Raw genomic sequence first — 18,874 nt, 5'->3', positions numbered from 1 at the left:
CCCTCAACTCGTCACGGCGACAGCCGCAGCCCTCTCACTCTCGGGGCGTTGCGGGGTGTCCCCGCAGAAGGGGGCGGCAGAGACCAAAGGCTCGGCTGTGGGGGAAGGCTTTCCCCGTCAAACGGCGGTTCGGGTGAAGAGTGGTTTCAGAAAGTGCGGTGGATAAGGTAATATATAGCCCATACGGAGCGTGTTTTACGACTTAGACGAGGGCGGCGTGTCTTCGGATGTTGACAAATATGCATCAAAATGGCTATTTCTTGCCCACTTTAACGCAGAATCGTAGACCCGCTATGCAACCTCGCCAGCACAAAACGGCCAGCTTTCTGTCGGCTCATCCGGTGTTCACCCGCGCTGAGTTCGCGGCGGCCTTCGGCCACCCGGCGGGCGGGGCCAATGTTACGAGCCTGCTCCGGCATCACCTGCGGGCCGGCAATATCAAGCGTATCAGTCGTGAGGTGTTTGCCGCGGTGCCGGCCCACTTGGCGGTCGAGCGGATGGTGATCGACCGCTTCGCTGCAGCGAGCAAGCTGCGCCCCGATGGCGTCTTGGGGTTTCACTCAGCCCTTGAGTTGCACGGCATAGCCTATTCCGAGTTCAACGAGGTCCAGCTCATCAGTGCGGGGCGAACCGAACGCGTGGATCTGCCATTTGGCGCTTGCCGCTTCGTCGCGCCGCCGAAGGCATTGGCCGCGGCCGGCAAGGCAGACTACCTGACCACGACCATGGATCGGCAGGGCGTGGCGGTCCGTGTGACGGCGGTTGAACGCACGGTTGTCGATGCCTTGCACCGGCCGGAACTCGCTGGCGGCGTCGAGGAGGTTCTGCAGTCGCTGGATCTGGTGCGCTATCTCGATCCGACGAAAGTCGCCGACTATGTCGAACTGCTGGACAACCGGTCGCTCGCTTCCGTTTCCGGCTGGTGGCTCGAGAGGCGACGTTCGGCGCTCGGCGTCACGGACGACGTCCTGACGCGCCTGCGGCGTCGTCTTCCACGATCGAAGCATTACGCGTTGGGCGCCGAACCTGGTCATGCCGTGCTCGTCGAGGCGTGGCGTGTGCTTCTGCCGCGGCAGGCTGTCGACGCTGCTTTTGAGGGCGTGTGATGGTCGCGTCGCGAGAAACGCTTCAGGATATTGCGGCAGAGCGGCAGCTTCAACCCGCGACGCTCGAACGGGTGATCCGGCTGATCGATATTCTGGATGCGTTCGGCGCCGATACGCTGATCGGGCCGCGGATCGCCTTGAAGGGCGGCACGGCGCTCAACGTCTTCCACTCCGATCTGGACCGCCTTTCGGTCGATATCGACGTCAACTATGTCGGCGCGCTCGAGAAAGAGCAGATGGACGCCGACCGGCCAGGATTGGAAGACCGGATCGAGCGCTTGATGGAATCGAAAGGCTATGCCGCGCGGCGTGAGCCGTCCGAGCACGCCGGCGGCAAATGGATTTATCGCTATGCCTCCGCGCTGGGCGGCGCGGGGACCATCGAGATCGACATCAACTATCTCTATCGCGGCCCCCTATACGGCGTGGATCGCATGCCGTCGGTGGCAATCGGCTCTTATCAGGCCACGAATGTGCCGGTTCTCGATATCCATGAGATCATCGCCGGCAAGATGGTCGCGCTGGTCACGCGCCGCACCGCGCGCGACTTGTTCGACGCGTATCGGATCATCGCCATGCCCTCGCTCGACTGGTCGAAGATCAAGGCGGCTACCTTGATGATCGGCGCGAGCGCCAAGAGCGTCGATTGGCGTTCAGCCTCACCCGCGGCGATCGGCTGCGAGGTCGGCGATATCACCGGTAAGCTGACCATGTGCCTGCACGATCGGTATTTCGACGCCTTCGGTGGGCCCGCCGCCTGGATCGAGAGCGTCACGGCCGAGTGCCGGAACAAGCTCGCGCTGCTGTTTCAGTTCACGGCGGGGGAGAGGGCATTTCTGGATGCCATACTGGACCGGGGTGAGATCGACGCGTCCGCGCTGGAGGCGCCGGAGCAGGTGCGCGCCGCGATCGAAGCCAGTCCGGCCCTGCGGTGGAAAGCACAGAACGTCAAAGCTTGGAAATCTGGCGACAAATCGCTGGCGCCACGTGCGAGGCGGGCAGGGCGGCCACGCGGAGAGACCCGTTGAATACTGAAGCGGATACTTGTCGAAAATTCGTTGTTCCGCGCCTGCAAACGGCGGGTTGGGAAGGCGCGCCCCACGCTATCAATGAGCAGCGGACGTTCACCGATGGTCGAGTGATCTTCGTCGGTGGCAAGGCGAAGCGCGGCCGGCAAAAGCGCGCCGACTACATCCTGCGCTACCGCGCCGATTACCCGATCGCTATCGTCGAGGCGAAGGCCGCGTACAAATCCGCCGCCGACGGCATGCAGCAGGCCAAGGATTACGCTGAAATTCTCGGACTGAAATTCGCCTATGCCACCAATGGCGCGGAGATTCTCGAATTCGACTTTCTCACTGGCTTGGAAACCGAGCGGACCGATTTCCCCACGCCCGCTGAGCTGTGGGGTCGGCAACGGGCCGGTCTCGGCCTGACCGACGACGCAGCCGCCGAGCGCCTGCTCGCACCTGGCTTTCCCGATCCCGCAAGGCCGCTGCGCTACTATCAGGAGATCGCCGTCAATCGCGCGCTTCAGGTGGTTTTGACCGGCCAGCGTCGGGCGCTCCTCACCCTCTGCACCGGCGCCGGCAAAACCGCCGTGGCATTCCAGATCGCTTGGCGGCTGTGGACTGCCGGATGGAACAAGCGCGGGGACTTCCGCAAACCCAAGATCCTGTTCCTCGCCGACCGCAATATTCTCGTCGACGACCCGATGGCCAAAACCTTTGCGCCATTCGGCGATGCGCGGTTCAAGATCGAAAATGGCGAGATCAGCCATGGCCGCGACATCTATTTCGCGATTTACCAGGCGATCGCCAGCGACGAACGGCGGCCGGGTCTGTATCGAGAATATGCCCCGGACTTCTTCGACCTGATCATCATCGATGAATGCCACCGCGGGAGCGCGCGCGACGATAGCAGTTGGCGGGAAATCCTGGAGTATTTCGAGCCGGCTTATCAACTCGGCATGACGGCGACGCCGCTGCGGGAAGATAACCGGGACACTTACGCCTATTTCGGCGCGCCGCTCTATACTTACTCTCTGGCGCAAGGCATCGCGGACGGATTCTTGGCTCCCTATCGTGTGCATCGTGTCGTCACGGACTATGATGCGGCGGGGTGGAGACCAACCAAGGGCGAGCTCGACCGCTTCGGACGCGAGATCCCCGATGACGAATATCACACAAAGGATTTCGAGCGTGTCGTCGCGCTACGCGCGCGCACCGAGGCGATCGCGCGCCACCTCACGCATTTCCTCGCGCAGACCGATCGTTTCGCAAAGACGATCGTTTTTTGCGTGGACCAGGAACATGCAAGCGAAATGCGGCGCGCGCTCGCCAATCTCAACGCCGATCTCGTTGCTAGCGACCCGGACTATGCCTGCCGTGTGACGGCCGACGAAGGCGACGTCGGCAAGGGCAAACTCAGCCGATTCCAGGACGTCGAGACGAAGGTTCCGGTGATTCTGACGACATCTCAGCTTCTCACCACGGGTGTCGACGCGCCGACTTGCAAGAACGTCGTGCTGGCGCGGGTGGTCGGCTCGATGACGGAGTTCAAACAGATCATCGGCCGCGGGACCCGGCTGCGCGAAGACTACGGCAAGCTGTTCTTCAACATCCTCGACTACACCGGCACCGCGACTGAAAAATTCGCCGATCCGGACTTCGACGGTAAGCCGACCGCGGAGACAATCACGGAGATCGACGCCGAGGGTGAGATCGTCACCACCCAAGAAGAGGAAAATCCAGCGCCGGAGGGGCCGGACGAGATCGAGACGGAAACCGACGGTGGCCTTCCACCCGACGAGGAGCCCGGAGAGCCGCGCAAACTCTACGTCGATGGCGGGACGGTCGAAGTGGTCGCGCATCTGGTCTACGAACTCGATACGGATGGCAAACGGCTAACGTGCAAGAAGCTGACGGACTGGACCGGAGAGAAAGTCCGCACGCTCTATCCGACCGCGGCAAGCTTCCGCGCCGACTGGGTGCTCGCGGACAAGCGCCACGCGATCGTCGAGGCGCTCGCTGAACGGGGCATCGACCTCGAGAGCTTGTCAGAGGAAGCCGGGCGGCCGGAGGATGATCCGTTCGATCTCCTTTGCCATCTCGCCTGGAACGCGCCGCTCCGCACGCGGCGTGAACGCGCCGAACGTCTCAAGCGCGATCGCACCGATTTCTTCGATCGGTATGGCGACGCTGCACGGACCGTACTGGAGGCGTTGCTGGAGAAATACGCGGAGCACGGCGCCGCGCAGTTCGTCCTGCCGGGTATCTTGAAGGTGCCGCCGCTGGCCGGATTCGGCAATCCGAGCGAAATCGCACGCCGCTTCGGCGGCCCGGACAAGCTCCGCGACGCGGTCAACGAAATGTCCGGCCTCTTGTACGCCGCTTAAGGAAGACCCACGAATGCCCCGTGAGAAGAAGATCATTACGCTGAAAACCACGGCGCAGCGGCTCGACAGCCTCATCAAGTCCGCGCGCAACAAAATGCGCAAGGACCGCGAGCTGAAGACGGACCTCACGCGGCTGCCTACGCTTACCTGGCTGATGTTCCTGAAATTCATCGACGACATGGAGCGCGTCCACGAGGATGAGGCAGTGCTCGCCGGCGAACCGTACCGGCTCCTGATCGATGCACCTTACCGCTGGCGAGACTGGGCGGCCGATCCCGCGGGCATCACCGGGCCGGATCTGCTCTCGTTCATCAACGGCGAGCAATCCGTTCGCGCGGACGGTACTCAGGGCCTAGGTCTGTTCGCCTTCCTCCGCAGTTTGCGTGGCAATGGCGCTGGCCGCCAGCGGCGCGACGTGGTCTCCGCGGTGTTTCGCGACCTGCGGAATTACGCGACCAGCGGGTATGTGCTGCGGGATGTCATCAACCTGATCAACGGCATCCATTTTGATAGCACCGAGGACATTCAGACCCTCGGTCGGATGTATGAGACTTTGTTGCGGGAGATGCGCGACGCCGCGGGTCAGAACGGAGAGTTCTATACGCCGCGTCCCGTCGTGCGTTTCATGGTCGAGGCGATCGATCCCAAGCTCGGCGAAGTCGTGCTCGATCCCGCCTGCGGCACGGGCGGGTTTCTGGCTGCTGCTTTCGACCATATGAAGCCGCAGGCCGGCACGGTTGAGAAACGCGAAATCCTTCAGCGCAAGACTTTGCGTGGCGGCGAAGATTCCTCGCTCCCGTTCCTGCTCGCGCAGATGAACCTGCTGCTGCACGGGATCGAAGCGCCCGACATCGAATTCGGCAACGCACTGCGGTTCAAGCTGACCGAGATCGGCGAGCGGGACAGGGTCGAAGTCATCCTGACCAATCCGCCGTTCGGCGGTGAGGAAGAAGCCGGCATCCTCACGAATTTTCCGGATGATCGCCGCACTGCTGAGACCGCGTGCTGTTTCTGCAGCTCATCATGCGGCGGCTCAAGCGCGGCGGACTCGGGCGCGCCGGCGTTGTCGTGCCGCATGGGATCCTCTTCGGCGACGGCATTGCTGCGCGGATCAAGGCCGATCTTCTGGAACAGTTCAATGTTCACACGATCGTCCGGTTGCCCGACGGCACGTTTGCACCATACACAGACATCCCGACGAACATCATCTTCTTCGACACGTCAGGTCCGACGCGCGACATCTGGTACTGGGAGCAACCGCTTCCGGAAGGCCGGCGGAAATACTCCAAGACGCAGCCGTTGCAGTATGAGGAGTTCGCCGATTGCCGAGCCTGGTGGTCTGACCGCGAGGAAGGCGCGCAGGCATGGAAGGTGTCCGGTCCCGATTTGATCAAGCGCGATGAGCAGGGACGCGTCGTCGCGGTTGATCTGGATCTGAGAAATCCACATGCGAAGGCGGCGATTGATCACCGCTTGCCTGCGGAAATTGTCGATAGCGCGATCGACAAAGAGCGACAGGTGCTGGCCATCTTGAACGAGATCAAGGCGCTCGTGGCGGAGCGCGCGTAGGTCATGCCAAGCTTTCCGCTTATCCGATTGGGTGAACTCCTTACCTACGCACCGGACCCTCACGGGGTGGAGCCCGACGGCGAATATCCGATCGCGGGCATCTATGGATTCGGTCGCGGGATGATTCAGCGCGCAGCGGTCACTGGGCGGGAGATGGCCGCCACGCAGTTGTTTCGAATCCGGGCGGGCCAGTTCGTCTATAGCCGCCTGAAGTCTTTTGAGGGCGCTTATGCGATCGTTTCGCCAGAGGTCGACGGGTATTTCGTCTCGAACGAATTCCCGACCTTCGACCTGCATCATGGACTCGAGCCGGGATTCCTCGGCTGGTACTTCAAGCAGGACTGCGTCTGGCGCCAACTGGCCTCGGACGGGAAGGGAATCGGCGCCCGCCGAGAGAGGCTGCATCCCACGCGTCTTCTCGATCATGCCATCCCCCTTCCGCCGATCGAGCAGCAACGTCGGATCATTGCGAAGCTCGACGGCGCGGCGCTGCAACTGAAGACGATGCGTCGGACGGCCGATGCCGCGCGCGCGGAGCTCAACGCAACGATGAAGGCAGCGTTTCGGAAGGTGATCGCAGGCGCTCCGCGCGTCGCGATGATGGACATTGCGCCGCTCGTGCGGCGACCGATCGCAGTTGATCTAGACGGAAGTTACCCCGAACTTGGCGTGCGGTCGTTCGGCAAAGGGACATTCCGAAAACCATCACTCTCGGGAATTGAGGTCGGTAACAAGCGGCTTTTCGAAATTCACGAGGGCGATCTACTCTTCAATATCGTGTTTGCCTGGGAGGGAGCGGTCGCGCTGGCGAGCGCTGCGGATCATGGCCGGGTAGGATCGCATAGGTTCCTGACCTGCGTTCCCGATCCTCAGCGGGCAACGTCCAAATTCCTTCTGTATTACTTTCTCACTGCGGAGGGGACGGAGCGTCTCGGCGCTGCCTCACCAGGGGGCGCAGGCCGCAACCGCACGCTCGGGCTCAAGGGTTTGGAGTCGATCGTCGTGCCCGCGCCGTCTCTGGACGCGCAGCTCTGGTTCGACGAGCTTCAACAAAAGGCCGGCGCTGTTCAGGCGGGTCAGGTTGAGGTCGCGGCTGAACTTGATCACTTGATCCCGGCCCTGATGCATCAGGCCTTCGACTGAGCGCGCCGCTAATCTGCACCGATGAAGCTCAACGTGCATCGCGCAGCACTGCTGGCGGTCCACGGTGCCGAACTCGCCGGGATCGAGGCCAGCTGCCTCGGCTTGTGGTCTGCAGTGTCGGCCCGCGGGCCATCCGCTCGGCCACAGGGGTTGACTTCAGGATAAATTAGGAGAAAATAGGTCCCAGAACAATCTGGAGGCCATGATGGCGAATCCGCAGACCTCAGTAGCGTCGACCGTGCGTTCCAGTCCCATCCACCACCTTCATCCGGTCGACGACGTCTGTCCGGTTTGCGAGCAGGCCATCCCACACGACCGCGCCGACGAGGTCGCCGAGCGGTTGCAGGCGCGAGACCAGGCGCAGTCCGCCACTGTCACCGCGCGGCTGCAGGAGAAGTTCGACACCGAGAAGGCAGAGGCCCTCGAGCGTGCACGGTTAGAAGCCGACCAAAAAATCACCGAGGCCAGAGAACAGGCCCGCCTGGCTGCTGAGCTCCAGTCGAAGGCGCGGGTGGACGCGGCGGAAGCGGCGCGTGTTGCAGCCCAGGATGCGCTTCAAGCCAAGACCGTCGAGGCCGCGACCGAGAAGGCCGACGCTGACGCGGCGAAGGTTGCGCTTCAGGGCCAACTCGAACAGGTGCAGCGTGAATCCGCCGCCGCGATCGAGAAGGTGAAGGCGGACGCGGCGGCGCAGGAAGACGCGATCCGCTCAGAGGCGGCGCGCATCGCCACGGAAGCGGCTGCGAGTCGGCTGGCGGAAGTGGAGGCTCAGAAAGTGACCGCCGAAAATGCCGGCGAGGCACTGAAGGCCGAACTGGCGCAAGCCAGGCTGACCAGCGAACAGGCCTTGGCGGACGCCCAGGCAAAAGCGGCCGCCCGCGAAGTGGAAGTTCGTGCTGAAGTCAGCGCGACCGCTGAGGCCGCGGCCCAGCTGCAGATTGGCGCCGCCGAACAGGCCAAGGCTGACGCCGAAGCCAAGGCGGCCGCTGCGGAGGCGACGGCGAAAAGCCTCCAAGAATCCCACGAAGCCCAGCTCAATGAGCGGCTGCAAGAACAGCGTGAGGCCCTCGAGGCCGACAAGACAGCGGCTGTCAACGCCGAGAAGTCGGCCACGTTTGAAGACCGCCAGAAGTTGGCCAACAAGGTGGAAGAACTGCAACGCGCCCTTGAGAAGAAGACCGCCGAAGAGCTCGGCGAAGGCGCCGAAATCAATCTGTTTGAAGCGCTGAAGGCTGAGTTCGATGGTGATCGCATCGTGCGCGTGACCAAGGGCCAGCAAGGCGCAGACATCCTGCACACCGTCATTCACAACGGACAGGAGTGCGGCACGATCATCTACGATTCGAAGAACCACAACGCGTGGCGAAATGATTTCGTGACCAAACTGCGGTCGGACCAGTTGAGTGCGCAGGCCGACCACGCCGTCTTGTCGTCCAGCAAGTTCCCGGCCGGCGCCCGGCAGCTGCATATCCAGGATGGTGTCGTGATCGCATGCCCGGCGCGGGTCGTCGCCCTCATCCAGCTCGTTCGCGCCCATCTGGTTCAATCTCACACCCTGCGCATGAGCAACGCCGAACGCACCCAGAAAACCGCGGCCCTGTACAGTTTCATTACTTCCCAGCAGTGCGCCGATTCATTCGCGCGGCTGGACGAACTGGCGGAGTCGCTGCTGGATATTCAGACGAAGGAGGTCAAAGCCCACGAAAACGTCTGGAAGCAGCAGGGTCTTGCCATCCGCGCCGCCATGAAAGTGCAGGCTGAATTGCGCAATCAGATCGACTCCATCATCGGTACGGCGTCCGCGCCGGAGAGTCCTCAATGACGAGCCCGCAGGTCATCCCGCAGCGCGACAATATCATCAATCTTCAGGAGCGTCGGCTCGATCGTACCGTCCTGCGCACATACCGGACCAAGGCCGATATCGACGACATCGTGCCGAACGAAAAGCAGCCCCGCATGGGCCCGAAGATCGATGAAGAGCTGCAGCGGCAGATCGAAGCGAATGGCGGTCTCTTCGAACCCTTACTTGTCGAGCCACATCCTGACCTATCGGGAAAATTCCGGATCATCGACGGTGACCGCCGGTGGACCAACTCGCGGGTTCTGGTGGAACAAGGGAAGGAAGATTATCGGCAGATCCCAATCGAGGTTACCGACCGAACCTTGAGCGAGGAGGACCGGCTTCGGGTCTGGATTTATATCCATCGCCAGCGGAAGGAATGGGACGCCAAGGAAAAGGAAATGGTGGCCTATCGCCTGGTCGACATGATGGGCCGGTCGAGCGCCGCCAACATCCTCGGCATCACGGTGCGTGAGCTCGACAAGCTGGTCGATGTATTTGAGCTCTCAGAAAAATTCACCAGTCTCCGTGACCCGAGCGCTGCAATCACCTGGTCGCGTGAGTTGATGGGGGTGAGCAAGAAGCTACTGACGCCGACTGTCATCGAGGCGGTGGTCAAGAAGGTCAACCAGAAGCGCATTACCAATTCGAAAGACCTTCGGAAGCTCCGCACGATCTTGCCCGATCCAGTCGCGCGTTCGCAGTTTCTGAGCGATGCGGGAGATTTGGAGTCGGCGATGCTGCGTCTTGGGCCCGCGCCTAAGCCGGTCAAGGGCGGCCTATCCGGCGATCTTGAAGCTGCGGTAGACGCGATGAAAATGGTCCCTTTCTCGACCCTGCAGGAACTCAAAGGTGACGTAGATATCTTGAAGAAGATCGACGAAGCGGAGGCGTTGTTACAATCGCTCCGCGACGCGCTTTCATAGAATAGGGATTGTCGGCGCGATCTCAGTAAGCTGGGCGGCGAATTTATTCAGAACAGCTAGCATTGCGAGTCGTTCTTGGCGGAAAGTCCTGCGTTACGGCTATCGGGTGTGAAGAAATATTGGTCGTCGCGAGACTTCCAGAGCGTCGACTGCGGGGGAAACTGAAGGTGATACTGACCGACAACGAAACGAAGGTCGATCTTCTTATGGGAACGATCGGGCGAGGCTCGGGGAGGGTGCCGGCATGAAGCTGGAGGCTGACGCGCACCGTGCGGACGAGGCGGCGGTGACGCCGCTGCGAAAACGGCGCCTCACCGGAGAGCTCTATGCGCGCGACCCGAAGATAGAAGCGCTCATCGCCGAACTGGCGGTCCTGCCGCGTGACGCGTTGATCGCCAGGGCCGCGATCACGAAGCGCGCCGACCCAGGCCATATCCCCAGCGAATGTCTCGTCTATTTCCTCCGCGCGAGCCGCCATGACAATAATGAGGCGGGGTTCGAGCGCCTCTATCGGATACTGACCGAACGGGTGCTGCGTAGTCTGCCCAGAGCGGAAAGCTTCGACCGTGAGACGGAGTCGATGACGCGCGGGGTCATTCGCGACAAGGTGTTCGGCCGGTTCGTCGAGCTGCTTTCGGCGGATCGCGCCGGCTATGTCGACAAGGTCGACTATTTCGAGGTGCGCTTCGACGGCGCGCTGGCAAGTCTGCGGCGCGACGCGCAGGAGCAGGCTTGGCGCGACGAGAACCGTTCCCAGCCCCTCGAATTTGACGAGGAGAGCGGCGAGCTGTCGCCGGAGGTCGAGGCGGCCGCGGGGGTCTACGACCCGTTCGCGGCGTCGGATTTCGACGATCCGGCTTACCGGTTGCGCCTGGATGCGGCGATTGAGGCTCTACCGACAGAACAAAGCAGGATCATTCACATGCTGAGGCAAGGCTTTCCCATCGACTCCAAGGAGCCGGACGTCATGACCATCGCGAAAGCCCTGGGTCGCTCCGAAAAGACTGTTCGAACCTATCGCGACAAGGCCTTCGCCGCGCTACGGACAGCCATGGCCGACGGAGATGAGCGGTGAGTCCCGCTGGCGCACGTCCCTCCCGCGAAGCTGTGCTCGACGCGTTTGCGGTCGAGAGCGAGCCTGGTCGGCCGACCTTGCAGCGCTATCTGCTGCTCTACCCGGAATATGCCGGGGAGCTGATTGACCTCTCGCGCGAACTCAGTCGCGAAGCCCGTGACGATGCGGCACCACTTTCCGGTGTCGACCAGGCCTTGATCGACACGGCATGGTCGCAACACGCCGCGGCTTCGCCGGCGGCGGCCGCCGACCCTTTTGCGGCGCTGACGGTCGATGACTGGCGCGCGGTGGCCCGAGGTCTGGATGTGCCTCGACAGGTCGTGACCGCATTGCGCGAACGGCGGGTATCCCTCGTGAGCATCCCACGGCGGTTTCTCCAGCGATTCGCCGAGGCGGCGAGAAGCTCCGTGGCGCAGTTGGAAGCGTCTTGGGGGCCGGGTCAGCTGGCCGGGGCGCGCAGCTACAAGGCCGACAGTAAGCCGACGGCCGGCGAGCAGGTCAGCTTGGAGCAAGTGCTGATCGACGCCGGCGTCCCGGCCGAGAAGCGCGCTCAGCTGTTGGCGGAGACCGACTGAGATGGACGGCGTGGAGCTCGCCAGGCAAATCGCTGCCGAGCTTCATGCTCGCCTCGTCGCATCCGGCGCCGATCCTTGGTCGCCCTATGACTTTGCGGTCGCTGAGGCCAAGCGGCGCGGGATCGATGTCGAACCGACGGCCGTCGGCGCGGCCGTCCTCAACGGCGGCCGCGCGACCTTCGTCGCCGCCGACGATCTGATCCTTCACGAGAGCGCGGGGTCTCGCTTCGAGCAGGCCTTCCTCGTGGCGCACGAGATTGGCCATGTCGAGCTCGGCGACGATCCCGAAAGCGAACCCGCGCCGATGATCGATCCGGCTCGCGCGGCCGAACCCTCGCCGGTCGGGATGGATCGGGTTGTCGATTATGGACGCCGGCAGCGCCGCGAGGTCCAGATGGACCTGTTTGCGCGCGAGCTGCTGCTGCCGCGCACTGTCGCGCGCGTGCTCCATCTTGACCAAGGGCTCCCCGCCTCCGCAATCGCTGCGAAGCTCGGCGCGCCGTTCGAGGTCGTCGCGCAGCAGCTGTTCGACGCTTTGCTCCTGCCAGCGGTGCCGCCTGTCGCGGCCGCGATGCATATCGAGCGGCCACTCAATCCCCTGCAGGCCGATGCCGCAGCGCATCGCGGCGAAGCCTATCTGCTCGAGGCGGGCCCCGGCACCGGCAAGACGCAGACGCTGATCGCGCGTGTCGAAGGCCTTCTGGAGGAAGGTGTCGATCCGCGGCGCATCTTGCTGCTCACCTTCTCGAACAAGGCCGCGGGCGAGATGGCGGAGCGCATTGCGCGCAAGCGGCCCGAGGCTGCGGCCGCGATGTGGATCGGCACGTTCCACGCATTCGGTCTCGACATCATCCGTCGTTTCCATGCCGAGCTCGGGCTGCCGAAAGACCCGCGGATGATGGATCGGACCGAGGCGGTCGAGCTCCTCGAGGAGGAGTTTCCGCGGCTGAGGCTCGCGCATTACCGCAATCTCTATGATCCGACTCAGATCATCGCCGACATGCTGGCCGCCGTCTCGCGGGCGAAGGACGAGGTGGTCGACGCCGAAACCTACACTGGGCTCGCCGACGCCATGCTTGCCAAGGCGGCGGACGCCGTGACGCGCGAGGCCGCCGAACGCGCCGGCGAGGTGGCCCGCGTCTATGCCGCCTACGAACAGCTCAAGCGCAACGCGCATTGCGTCGACTTTGGCGATCTTGTCGCCCTGCCGGTCAAGCTGCTCGAGACCGAGGCGGCCATCCGCGCAACGCTGCAGGCGCAATATGACCACGTCCTGGTCGATGAGTATCAGGACGTGAACCGCAGCAGCGTGCGCTTGCTGAGCGCGCTGCGGCCAGACGGCCGCAATCTCTGGATGGTCGGCGACGCCAAGCAGTCGATCTATCGGTTTCGAGGCGCGTCATCCTTCAACATGACCCGGTTCGGGAAGGGGGACTTTCCCGGCGGCAAGCGCGGCCGCTTGAAGCGCAACTATCGCTCAGTGCCGGAGATCGTCGCCAGCTTTTCCGGCTTCGCGATCACGATGCGCGCGGGCGACGCGGACAGTGGTCTCGACGCGGAGCGCGACGGCAATGGCCAGAAGCCCGAGCTGCGCACGGTGCAGCGCGCCGAGCAGCAGCAAGTGGCGCTGGCCGACGCGATCGAGGCGCTTCGCGGCGAGGGATATGCCTATCGCGACCAGGCGGTCCTCTGCACCGGCAATGAGAAGCTGTCGATGATCGGGCAGGACCTTGAGCGGCTCGGGGTGCCCATCCTGTTTCTGGGCAGCCTGTTCGAGCGGGCCGAGGTCAAGGATTTCCTCGCCTTGCTCTCCATCCTTGTCGACCGTCGCGCCATGGGCCTAGTGCGCATCGCCTGCTGGCCCGACTTCACCATGTCCTTTGCGGACGTGGCGGCGGTCTTCGAGCATCTGCGGGCGGCCGACCACGCCCCGGGCAGCTGGCTCCAGCAGGTGGATGCGATCCCCGGCGTCAGCGGTGCCGGCCACCAGGCGCTCGATAAGCTAAGGGTCGCGCTCGCGGGCTTCGACCAAACGGCCTGGCCCTGGACAGTGCTCGCGACGTTGCTGCTCGATCGCACCCGCATCGCCGCGCGCCTTGGCGCGTCAGCGGATCTCGCCGATCGCACACGCGGCATCGCGATCTGGCAGTTCCTCAACTTCCTGCGGGTCCAGCCGGCAGGCCGCGGACTGCGGATCACGCGCGTGCTCGATCGGGTGCGCAGGCTGGTCCGTCTCGGCGACGATCGCGACCTGCGCCAGTTGCCGGCGGCCGCCCAGCATCTCGACGCCGTGCGGCTGATGACGATTCACGGCGCTAAGGGCCTGGAGTTCGGCGGCGTCCATATTCCAGGGCTCAACAGCGACACCATCCCGCGCACGCCCCCGGCGCCGCCCTGTCCGGCGCCCGACGGCATGATCGCGGGCGCCGAAGGCAGCGCGCTGGAGGCGTTCCGCGCGGACCAGGCCGAGGAACAAGAGTGCCTATTCTACGTGGCGCAGTCGCGCGCCCGCGACCGCCTGGTCCTTTATGCGCCGACCGAGAAGAGCAACGGCCACAATCGACCGCTATCGCCATTCCTCGACCGTCTCGGGACCAACTTGACGCGCCGTTCGGTCGTGCCGGCGCGGCCGCTTCCGATGGCGGCGGAAGCCCAGGGCATCGAGTTGATCGTCGATGGCCGGCTGCAGTTCGGGGCCGCGCAAATCGCCCTTTATGAGTCCTGCCCGCGCCGCTTCTTCTACACGCATGTCTTGCAGGTCGGCGGGCGTCGGACCGCGACCGCCTTCATGCACCTACACGAGGCAGTGCGCGTGGTGGTCGGGGGGGTGATCACCTCGGATAGCCCTATAACCGAGCGGGACCTGGAGGACAGCATCGACGCGGCGCTTGCAGGCCAGGGGCTCGCCGACCATGGCTATCGCGCAGAATTCCGCGACTTGGCGCTGGCGATGCTGCGCTTCCTCCTGGCCAATCGCGCCGACGCGGTCGCCGAGGTTCCGGTCGCACTCAGCCTCAATTTCGGCGGCGAAGAGATCATCGTTCGGCCGGACGAAGTGCTGGTGCGGCCCGACGGCGTTCGCGCCGTGCGCCGCATCCGCACGGGCCACAGGCGGTCGGCCGAGAGCAAGGATGTCGGCGCGGCGGCGCTGATGCTGGCGGTCCAGCAGGCCTTCCCTGGCGCCGTCGCCGAGCTTGTCCATCTCTCCGACGGCGAGACGCATGCGCTCGCCTTGTCGGATCGGGAGCTGAAGGGTCGCAAGGATAAGCTCGCCAAGTTTCTCGGCGACATCCGCGCTGGGCGGTTTCCGGCCGAAGTCTCGTCGCGCACCTGCCCGAATTGCCCGGCCTTCTTCATCTGCGGGCAGACCCCCGACGGCCCCCTGCAAAAAAAGTTCGCCTGACCTTACCGGTCGGCGGATCCCGCCCCGATTGGACCCTTAGAGCCGCGGCGTCGCCTCGGCAGAACCTAAGGACCCAATCTCATGAACACCGAAGAACTGCTTGATTACGACGACCTCGGCGACGCCCTGCGCGAAGGCCGGGCGCTGCGTCCGGCGCGGGGGTATCGCTTTCTCCTCGCGCAGGGCGATCTCAACTTCCAGTCCCGTCAGGTGAGCGATCCCGTGCCGCTCGGCCGTCAGTTGCTTGAGGCCGGCACCCTGGACCCGCGGGACGGCTACAGCCTGTTCGCGATTCTGCCCTCGGGCGACTTCGAGGACGTGCGGCTGAACGAGCCCTTCGACTTGCGCGAGCACGGCGCCGAGCGGTTCGTCGCCTTCCTGACGGATCGCGACTTCAAGTTCACGCTGAAGGACGACGAGCTGCGCTGGGGTAAGCCGATCATCAGCGGCGCGGTGCTCTACGGCCTCGCCAAGCCCGGCGAGGGAGAGGCCGTTTTCCTCGAGGTCCCCGGCGGCGAAGATCGCCTGATCGAGCATGGCGAGCTGATCGATCTGGCCGAGCCCGGCATCGAGCGGTTCATCACCGCGCGGCTGACGTTCGAGATCATCGTCAATTCGCGGCCGCGCACGGTGAACGCCCGCACGGTCACGTTCGAGCAGATCGTCCAGCTCGCTTTCCCGGGCCAGCACGAGCCGAACGTCGTCTTCTCGATGACCTACCGGCACGCGGCGTCGACGCCGCACGCGGGCGAACTTGGGGCTGGCGGCTCGGTGGACGTCAAGAAGAAAGGCACGGTGTTCAATGTCACGCGAACTGTTCAGTCGTAATCCCGACCTCAAGCGGCTGCGGGACGAAGGCTACTTCGTCCTGCGGCAGGGCGGGCATCTCGTCATGCGGGAGGTGCCCTATGTCGATGCGCGTCGCGAGGTGCGCATCGGCACCCTCATCTCGAGCCTCACGCTGGCCGGCGATGCTACGCGCAGGCCCGACACCCATGTTGTCCATTGGGACGGCGACTTTCCGTGCCGCGCCGATGGGACGCCTATCCAGGGAATCTCGCATCAGGCCGGGGCCTTCGACCTCGGCCACGGTCTGAAAGCCACGCACAGCTTCTCGAGCAAGCCGGATGGCGGCTACACGGACTACCACCACAAGATGACGAGCTACGCGAACATCATCGCGGGCCCGGCCGCGGTGCTGAAGCCCGGCATGACCCCCCGCACCTTCCGCGAGCCGGAAGAGGAGGAGGACAGCGTCTTCAACTATGTCGAGACCGCCTCCGACCGTGTCGGTATCGGCATCCTGACCGAGCGGCTCGTTAACGAGCGGGTCGCCATCATCGGCGGCGGCGGCACCGGTGGTTACATCCTGGACTTCGTCGCCAAGACGCCGGTCCGCGAGATTCGGCTCTTCGACAGCGACGAGTTCCTGACCCACAACGCCTTTCGGGCACCGGGCGCGCCGACCCTGGAGGAGCTGCGCGAGGCGCCGAAGAAGGTCGACTATCTGAAGCGCATCTACAGCCGGATGCACCGCAACATCGTGGCGCACGATGTCGAGCTCGGAGCCGACAACCTGCACCTTCTCGACGGCGTCACCTTCGCGTTCCTGTCGCTCGACGCCGGCGAAGCGAAGCGGTTGATCGTCGAGAAGCTCGAGGCGATCAGCGCCGCGTTCGTCGATGTCGGCATGGGCCTCGAGCTCGACGAGGGGTCGCTCGGCGGTATCCTGCGGGTGACCGCCAGCACGCCGGAGAAGCGGGATCATGCGCGCCAGCGCATCTCCTTCGTCGGCGGCGGCGCCAAGGACATCTACGCTTCCAACATCCAGGTCGCGGACCTCAACGCCCTGAATGCGGTCCTCGCGGTCGTCAAGTGGAAGAAGATCCGCGGCTTCTACCGTGATCTCGAGGGCGAGCATCACTGCACCTACACGACCGACGGCAACATGCTGATCAACGGAGACTTCGGGTGATACGGCACAAGCGACTCGAGCATCGTTTCGTCGAGCACATCCCCGAGCGCCTTGAGCCAGGCATTCTCTATGTCTCGATGGAATATGCGACATCGGCCCACAGCTGCTGCTGCGGTTGCGGCGAGGAGGTGGTGGCGCCCTTCACGCCGACGGACTGGAAGATGACCTTCGACGGCGAGACCATTTCGCTACGCCCATCGATCGGCAATTGGACGCTGAAGTGCCGATCGCATTATGTGATCGACCGCGGCAAGGTGGTCGAAGCCGGCCCTTGGAGCGCCGAGCAGGTCGAAGCCGAGCGTCGTCGGGACCGCACCGCCAAAGCCCGCTTCTACGGGGAGTCGCCGAAGGTCGAACCTTCGGAACAGCCTGCTCCGCCCAGGGAGGAACCGGGCTTCTGGCGCCGTGTCTGGGCCCGGATATCCGGCGGATCGTAGACGACAAGCCCGGCGGTCACGCGCCGCCGGGCTCGTCAGACTTCGGTGCTGCGGGGCTGGGGCTCGGGTAGAAGGTTGCGATCCAGCGCTGCTTGAGCTTGGCGAAGGCGAGCCGGCTCGGAAGGCCCTGCGGCCAGTCGGCCGGAAAGAAGAGGTTGAGCTGTTCGCCAACCTGGATCGCGAGGCGGCCCAATTCGGAGACGACGGCCTCCAGGGTCGTCGCCTCCATGAACGGGCCGATGACCGCGTCGCCGTCGCGCTGCGGGCGCATCATGAAGGCGGACTTCATCGTGGGATGCCCGGCGAGTTCGGAGAACATTTCGTACATCGCGAAGCGCTTCTTGTCGGTGAAGCCGTGGCGGGCGTCGAGGGCCTCGCGAACCTTCACCGGTCCGAAGTCCCTTAGGCGCGCCTTCTTGTCGGCGAAGCGCCAGCGCTCGATCAGGGTCCGGTCGCCGGCGAAATAGTCGATCAGAAAGACCGTCTCCACCACGTCACGCAGGATGAGCGCGCTGTTTTGGCCGTAGCCCGATAGAGCAAGCTTCACGCTCGCGCCGAAGGCGTTGAAGGTGCGCATGCCGAGGAGTTGGACGACCTTGAGGTCCTCGTCGGCGGTGTCGAACTGGCGTAGGACATCTGCGAGATCCATGGCCGCTTCGGTGATGGCCAGGTGTAGCCGCAGGCGCTCGTCGCCGGCGACGAGGCCGATCGCCTTGCTGCGCAGGAATTCTTCGCCGGCATGAAGGCTGGCGAGGTTTGGCGGGATGGCGTCGTTGGTGTCGGGCATGGACAGCTCCGGCCGTCGGGGGCGTGCGCCAGCGCTCTTATCCGTCAGCGAGCGCGCCGTGCCGTTCCAGCACCTTCATGAGCACATCGTTCGCGGTGCTGAAATTGCCGAGCTAGCCTTGCAGCTTGTACTGCCATTTCACGCCGTGAAAGAGGTTGTTGCGATAGCGGAAGACGATGATGAGGACGGCGGCCATGCGGCTGCATGGGTCGTTGTCGCTGCCGTCGATCACGGAGCGCACCAAGGCCTCGCGGTCGGGATTCCTGAAATGCAAATGGTCGAAGTGATAGGTGAAGGCGCCATCGGCATAATAGCGCTGCCGGAAGTAGCCGAGTTCGGCGTTGAAGGCGTCAGCATCGAGCCTCCCGGTCTCCTGCCACGCCTCGACCGCGCCGCAGATCGCCTTGACGTTGCCCTCGGTGTCGAGGACGCGGGACTCGAACAGGCTCCAGAGTAGCGCGAAGTCAGTAATCGCGATCTGCTCATCTTTGGCGAGATGATTGAATCCGGGCGCCTTCGCCTGCAGCCATTTCATGCTCTTGGTCATGGCTGGTCTTATCGCAATATTGCAGGATCGTGTAGAGAGCGGCGGCTTGATACAACAGGCATAGAGCGTCGCGGCATCGATGCCGATCCCGACG

The 18,874-nt window shown here is 63.9% G+C and carries 15 protein-coding genes and 2 pseudogenes; 15 read left to right on the top strand and 2 right to left on the bottom strand.

What is annotated here, in order from left to right; all coding sequences use genetic code 11:
- The first annotated feature begins 293 nt into the window (after window positions 1-293).
- The 15 genes and pseudogenes from FFS37_RS14405 (at window position 294) to FFS37_RS14345 (ending at window position 17,446) form a co-directional block, all read left to right on the top strand.
- Window positions 294-1,106, top strand: a complete 813-nt coding sequence (locus tag FFS37_RS14405; RefSeq protein WP_137931625.1) for a type IV toxin-antitoxin system AbiEi family antitoxin domain-containing protein — start codon at window positions 294-296, stop codon at window positions 1,104-1,106.
- Window positions 1,106-2,134, top strand: coding sequence for a nucleotidyl transferase AbiEii/AbiGii toxin family protein (locus FFS37_RS14400; RefSeq protein WP_137931624.1), 1,029 nt, complete (start codon window positions 1,106-1,108; stop codon window positions 2,132-2,134). The genes FFS37_RS14405 and FFS37_RS14400 overlap by 1 nt, the downstream gene beginning before the upstream one ends.
- Window positions 2,131-4,503, top strand: coding sequence for an EcoAI/FtnUII family type I restriction enzme subunit R (gene hsdR, locus FFS37_RS14395; RefSeq protein WP_137931623.1), 2,373 nt, complete (start codon window positions 2,131-2,133; stop codon window positions 4,501-4,503). The genes FFS37_RS14400 and hsdR overlap by 4 nt, the downstream gene beginning before the upstream one ends.
- Window positions 4,504-4,516: 13 nt before the next feature.
- Window positions 4,517-5,404 (top strand): annotated as a pseudogene (locus tag FFS37_RS36580) (N-6 DNA methylase); the annotation flags it as partial.
- A gap of 122 nt (window positions 5,405-5,526) precedes the next feature.
- Window positions 5,527-5,847 (top strand): annotated as a pseudogene (locus FFS37_RS36445) (N-6 DNA methylase); the annotation flags it as partial.
- 42 nt (window positions 5,848-5,889) lie between these two features.
- Entirely contained in the window at window positions 5,890-6,072 is a 183-nt protein-coding gene (locus FFS37_RS36155; protein WP_232375681.1) for a hypothetical protein, read from the top strand.
- Window positions 6,073-6,075: 3 nt separating this feature from the next.
- A complete protein-coding gene (locus tag FFS37_RS14385) occupies window positions 6,076-7,215 on the top strand; it encodes a restriction endonuclease subunit S domain-containing protein (RefSeq protein WP_137931622.1) in 1,140 nt (379 codons plus the stop codon).
- 205 nt (window positions 7,216-7,420) lie between these two features.
- On the top strand, window positions 7,421-9,037 hold the full coding sequence (locus tag FFS37_RS14380) for a DUF2130 domain-containing protein (RefSeq protein ID WP_171026284.1): 1,617 nt from the start codon (window positions 7,421-7,423) through the stop codon (window positions 9,035-9,037).
- A complete protein-coding gene (locus tag FFS37_RS14375; protein WP_137931620.1) occupies window positions 9,034-9,981 on the top strand; it encodes a ParB/RepB/Spo0J family partition protein in 948 nt (315 codons plus the stop codon). The genes FFS37_RS14380 and FFS37_RS14375 overlap by 4 nt, the downstream gene beginning before the upstream one ends.
- A gap of 244 nt (window positions 9,982-10,225) precedes the next feature.
- Window positions 10,226-11,056 (top strand): RNA polymerase sigma factor, encoded by an 831-nt coding sequence (locus FFS37_RS14370; RefSeq protein WP_137931619.1) that lies wholly within the window; start codon window positions 10,226-10,228, stop codon window positions 11,054-11,056.
- Window positions 11,057-11,133: 77 nt separating this feature from the next.
- Window positions 11,134-11,631, top strand: a complete 498-nt coding sequence (locus FFS37_RS14365; protein WP_232375662.1) for a hypothetical protein — start codon at window positions 11,134-11,136, stop codon at window positions 11,629-11,631.
- Window position 11,632: 1 nt separating this feature from the next.
- A complete protein-coding gene (locus tag FFS37_RS14360; RefSeq protein WP_137931617.1) occupies window positions 11,633-15,034 on the top strand; it encodes a UvrD-helicase domain-containing protein in 3,402 nt (1,133 codons plus the stop codon).
- A gap of 81 nt (window positions 15,035-15,115) precedes the next feature.
- Window positions 15,116-15,862 (top strand): multiubiquitin domain-containing protein, encoded by a 747-nt coding sequence (locus FFS37_RS14355; protein WP_137931616.1) that lies wholly within the window; start codon window positions 15,116-15,118, stop codon window positions 15,860-15,862.
- Entirely contained in the window at window positions 15,837-17,009 is a 1,173-nt protein-coding gene (locus FFS37_RS14350; RefSeq protein WP_137931615.1) for a ThiF family adenylyltransferase, read from the top strand. The genes FFS37_RS14355 and FFS37_RS14350 overlap by 26 nt, the downstream gene beginning before the upstream one ends.
- Entirely contained in the window at window positions 17,006-17,446 is a 441-nt protein-coding gene (locus FFS37_RS14345; protein WP_137931614.1) for a DUF6527 family protein, read from the top strand. Before FFS37_RS14350 ends, FFS37_RS14345 begins: the two co-directional genes overlap by 4 nt.
- Window positions 17,447-17,462: 16 nt before the next feature.
- Here the strand turns inward: FFS37_RS14345 and FFS37_RS14340 are convergent, their stop codons facing one another.
- Window positions 17,463-18,233, bottom strand: a complete 771-nt coding sequence (locus FFS37_RS14340; RefSeq protein WP_137931613.1) for a hypothetical protein — start codon at window positions 18,231-18,233, stop codon at window positions 17,463-17,465.
- A gap of 112 nt (window positions 18,234-18,345) precedes the next feature.
- A complete protein-coding gene (locus FFS37_RS14335) occupies window positions 18,346-18,768 on the bottom strand; it encodes a hypothetical protein (protein WP_232375661.1) in 423 nt (140 codons plus the stop codon).
- Window positions 18,769-18,874: the final 106 nt, after the last annotated feature.

Source organism: Mesorhizobium comanense (assembly GCF_005503535.1).
Lineage (GTDB): Bacteria > Pseudomonadota > Alphaproteobacteria > Rhizobiales > Rhizobiaceae > Mesorhizobium > Mesorhizobium comanense.
This window is presented reverse-complemented; position numbering and strand designations above follow the sequence as displayed.

What these genes read in the sequence shown, in the direction of transcription:
- FFS37_RS14405 (WP_137931625.1), top strand. Translation starts at nt 294, where the DNA reads ATGCAACCTCGCCAGCACAAAACGGCCAGCTTTCTGTCGGCTCATCCG.
- FFS37_RS14385 (WP_137931622.1), top strand. Translation starts at nt 6,076, where the DNA reads ATGCCAAGCTTTCCGCTTATCCGATTGGGTGAACTCCTTACCTACGCA.
- FFS37_RS14375 (WP_137931620.1), top strand. Translation starts at nt 9,034, where the DNA reads ATGACGAGCCCGCAGGTCATCCCGCAGCGCGACAATATCATCAATCTT.
- FFS37_RS14335 (WP_232375661.1), bottom strand. Translation starts at nt 18,768, where the DNA reads ATGAAATGGCTGCAGGCGAAGGCGCCCGGATTCAATCATCTCGCCAAA.
- FFS37_RS14360 (WP_137931617.1), top strand. Translation starts at nt 11,633, where the DNA reads ATGGACGGCGTGGAGCTCGCCAGGCAAATCGCTGCCGAGCTTCATGCT.
- FFS37_RS14400 (WP_137931624.1), top strand. Translation starts at nt 1,106, where the DNA reads ATGGTCGCGTCGCGAGAAACGCTTCAGGATATTGCGGCAGAGCGGCAG.
- FFS37_RS14350 (WP_137931615.1), top strand. Translation starts at nt 15,837, where the DNA reads ATGTCACGCGAACTGTTCAGTCGTAATCCCGACCTCAAGCGGCTGCGG.
- FFS37_RS14370 (WP_137931619.1), top strand. Translation starts at nt 10,226, where the DNA reads ATGAAGCTGGAGGCTGACGCGCACCGTGCGGACGAGGCGGCGGTGACG.
- FFS37_RS14340 (WP_137931613.1), bottom strand. Translation starts at nt 18,233, where the DNA reads ATGCCCGACACCAACGACGCCATCCCGCCAAACCTCGCCAGCCTTCAT.
- FFS37_RS14355 (WP_137931616.1), top strand. Translation starts at nt 15,116, where the DNA reads ATGAACACCGAAGAACTGCTTGATTACGACGACCTCGGCGACGCCCTG.
- FFS37_RS14380 (WP_171026284.1), top strand. Translation starts at nt 7,421, where the DNA reads ATGGCGAATCCGCAGACCTCAGTAGCGTCGACCGTGCGTTCCAGTCCC.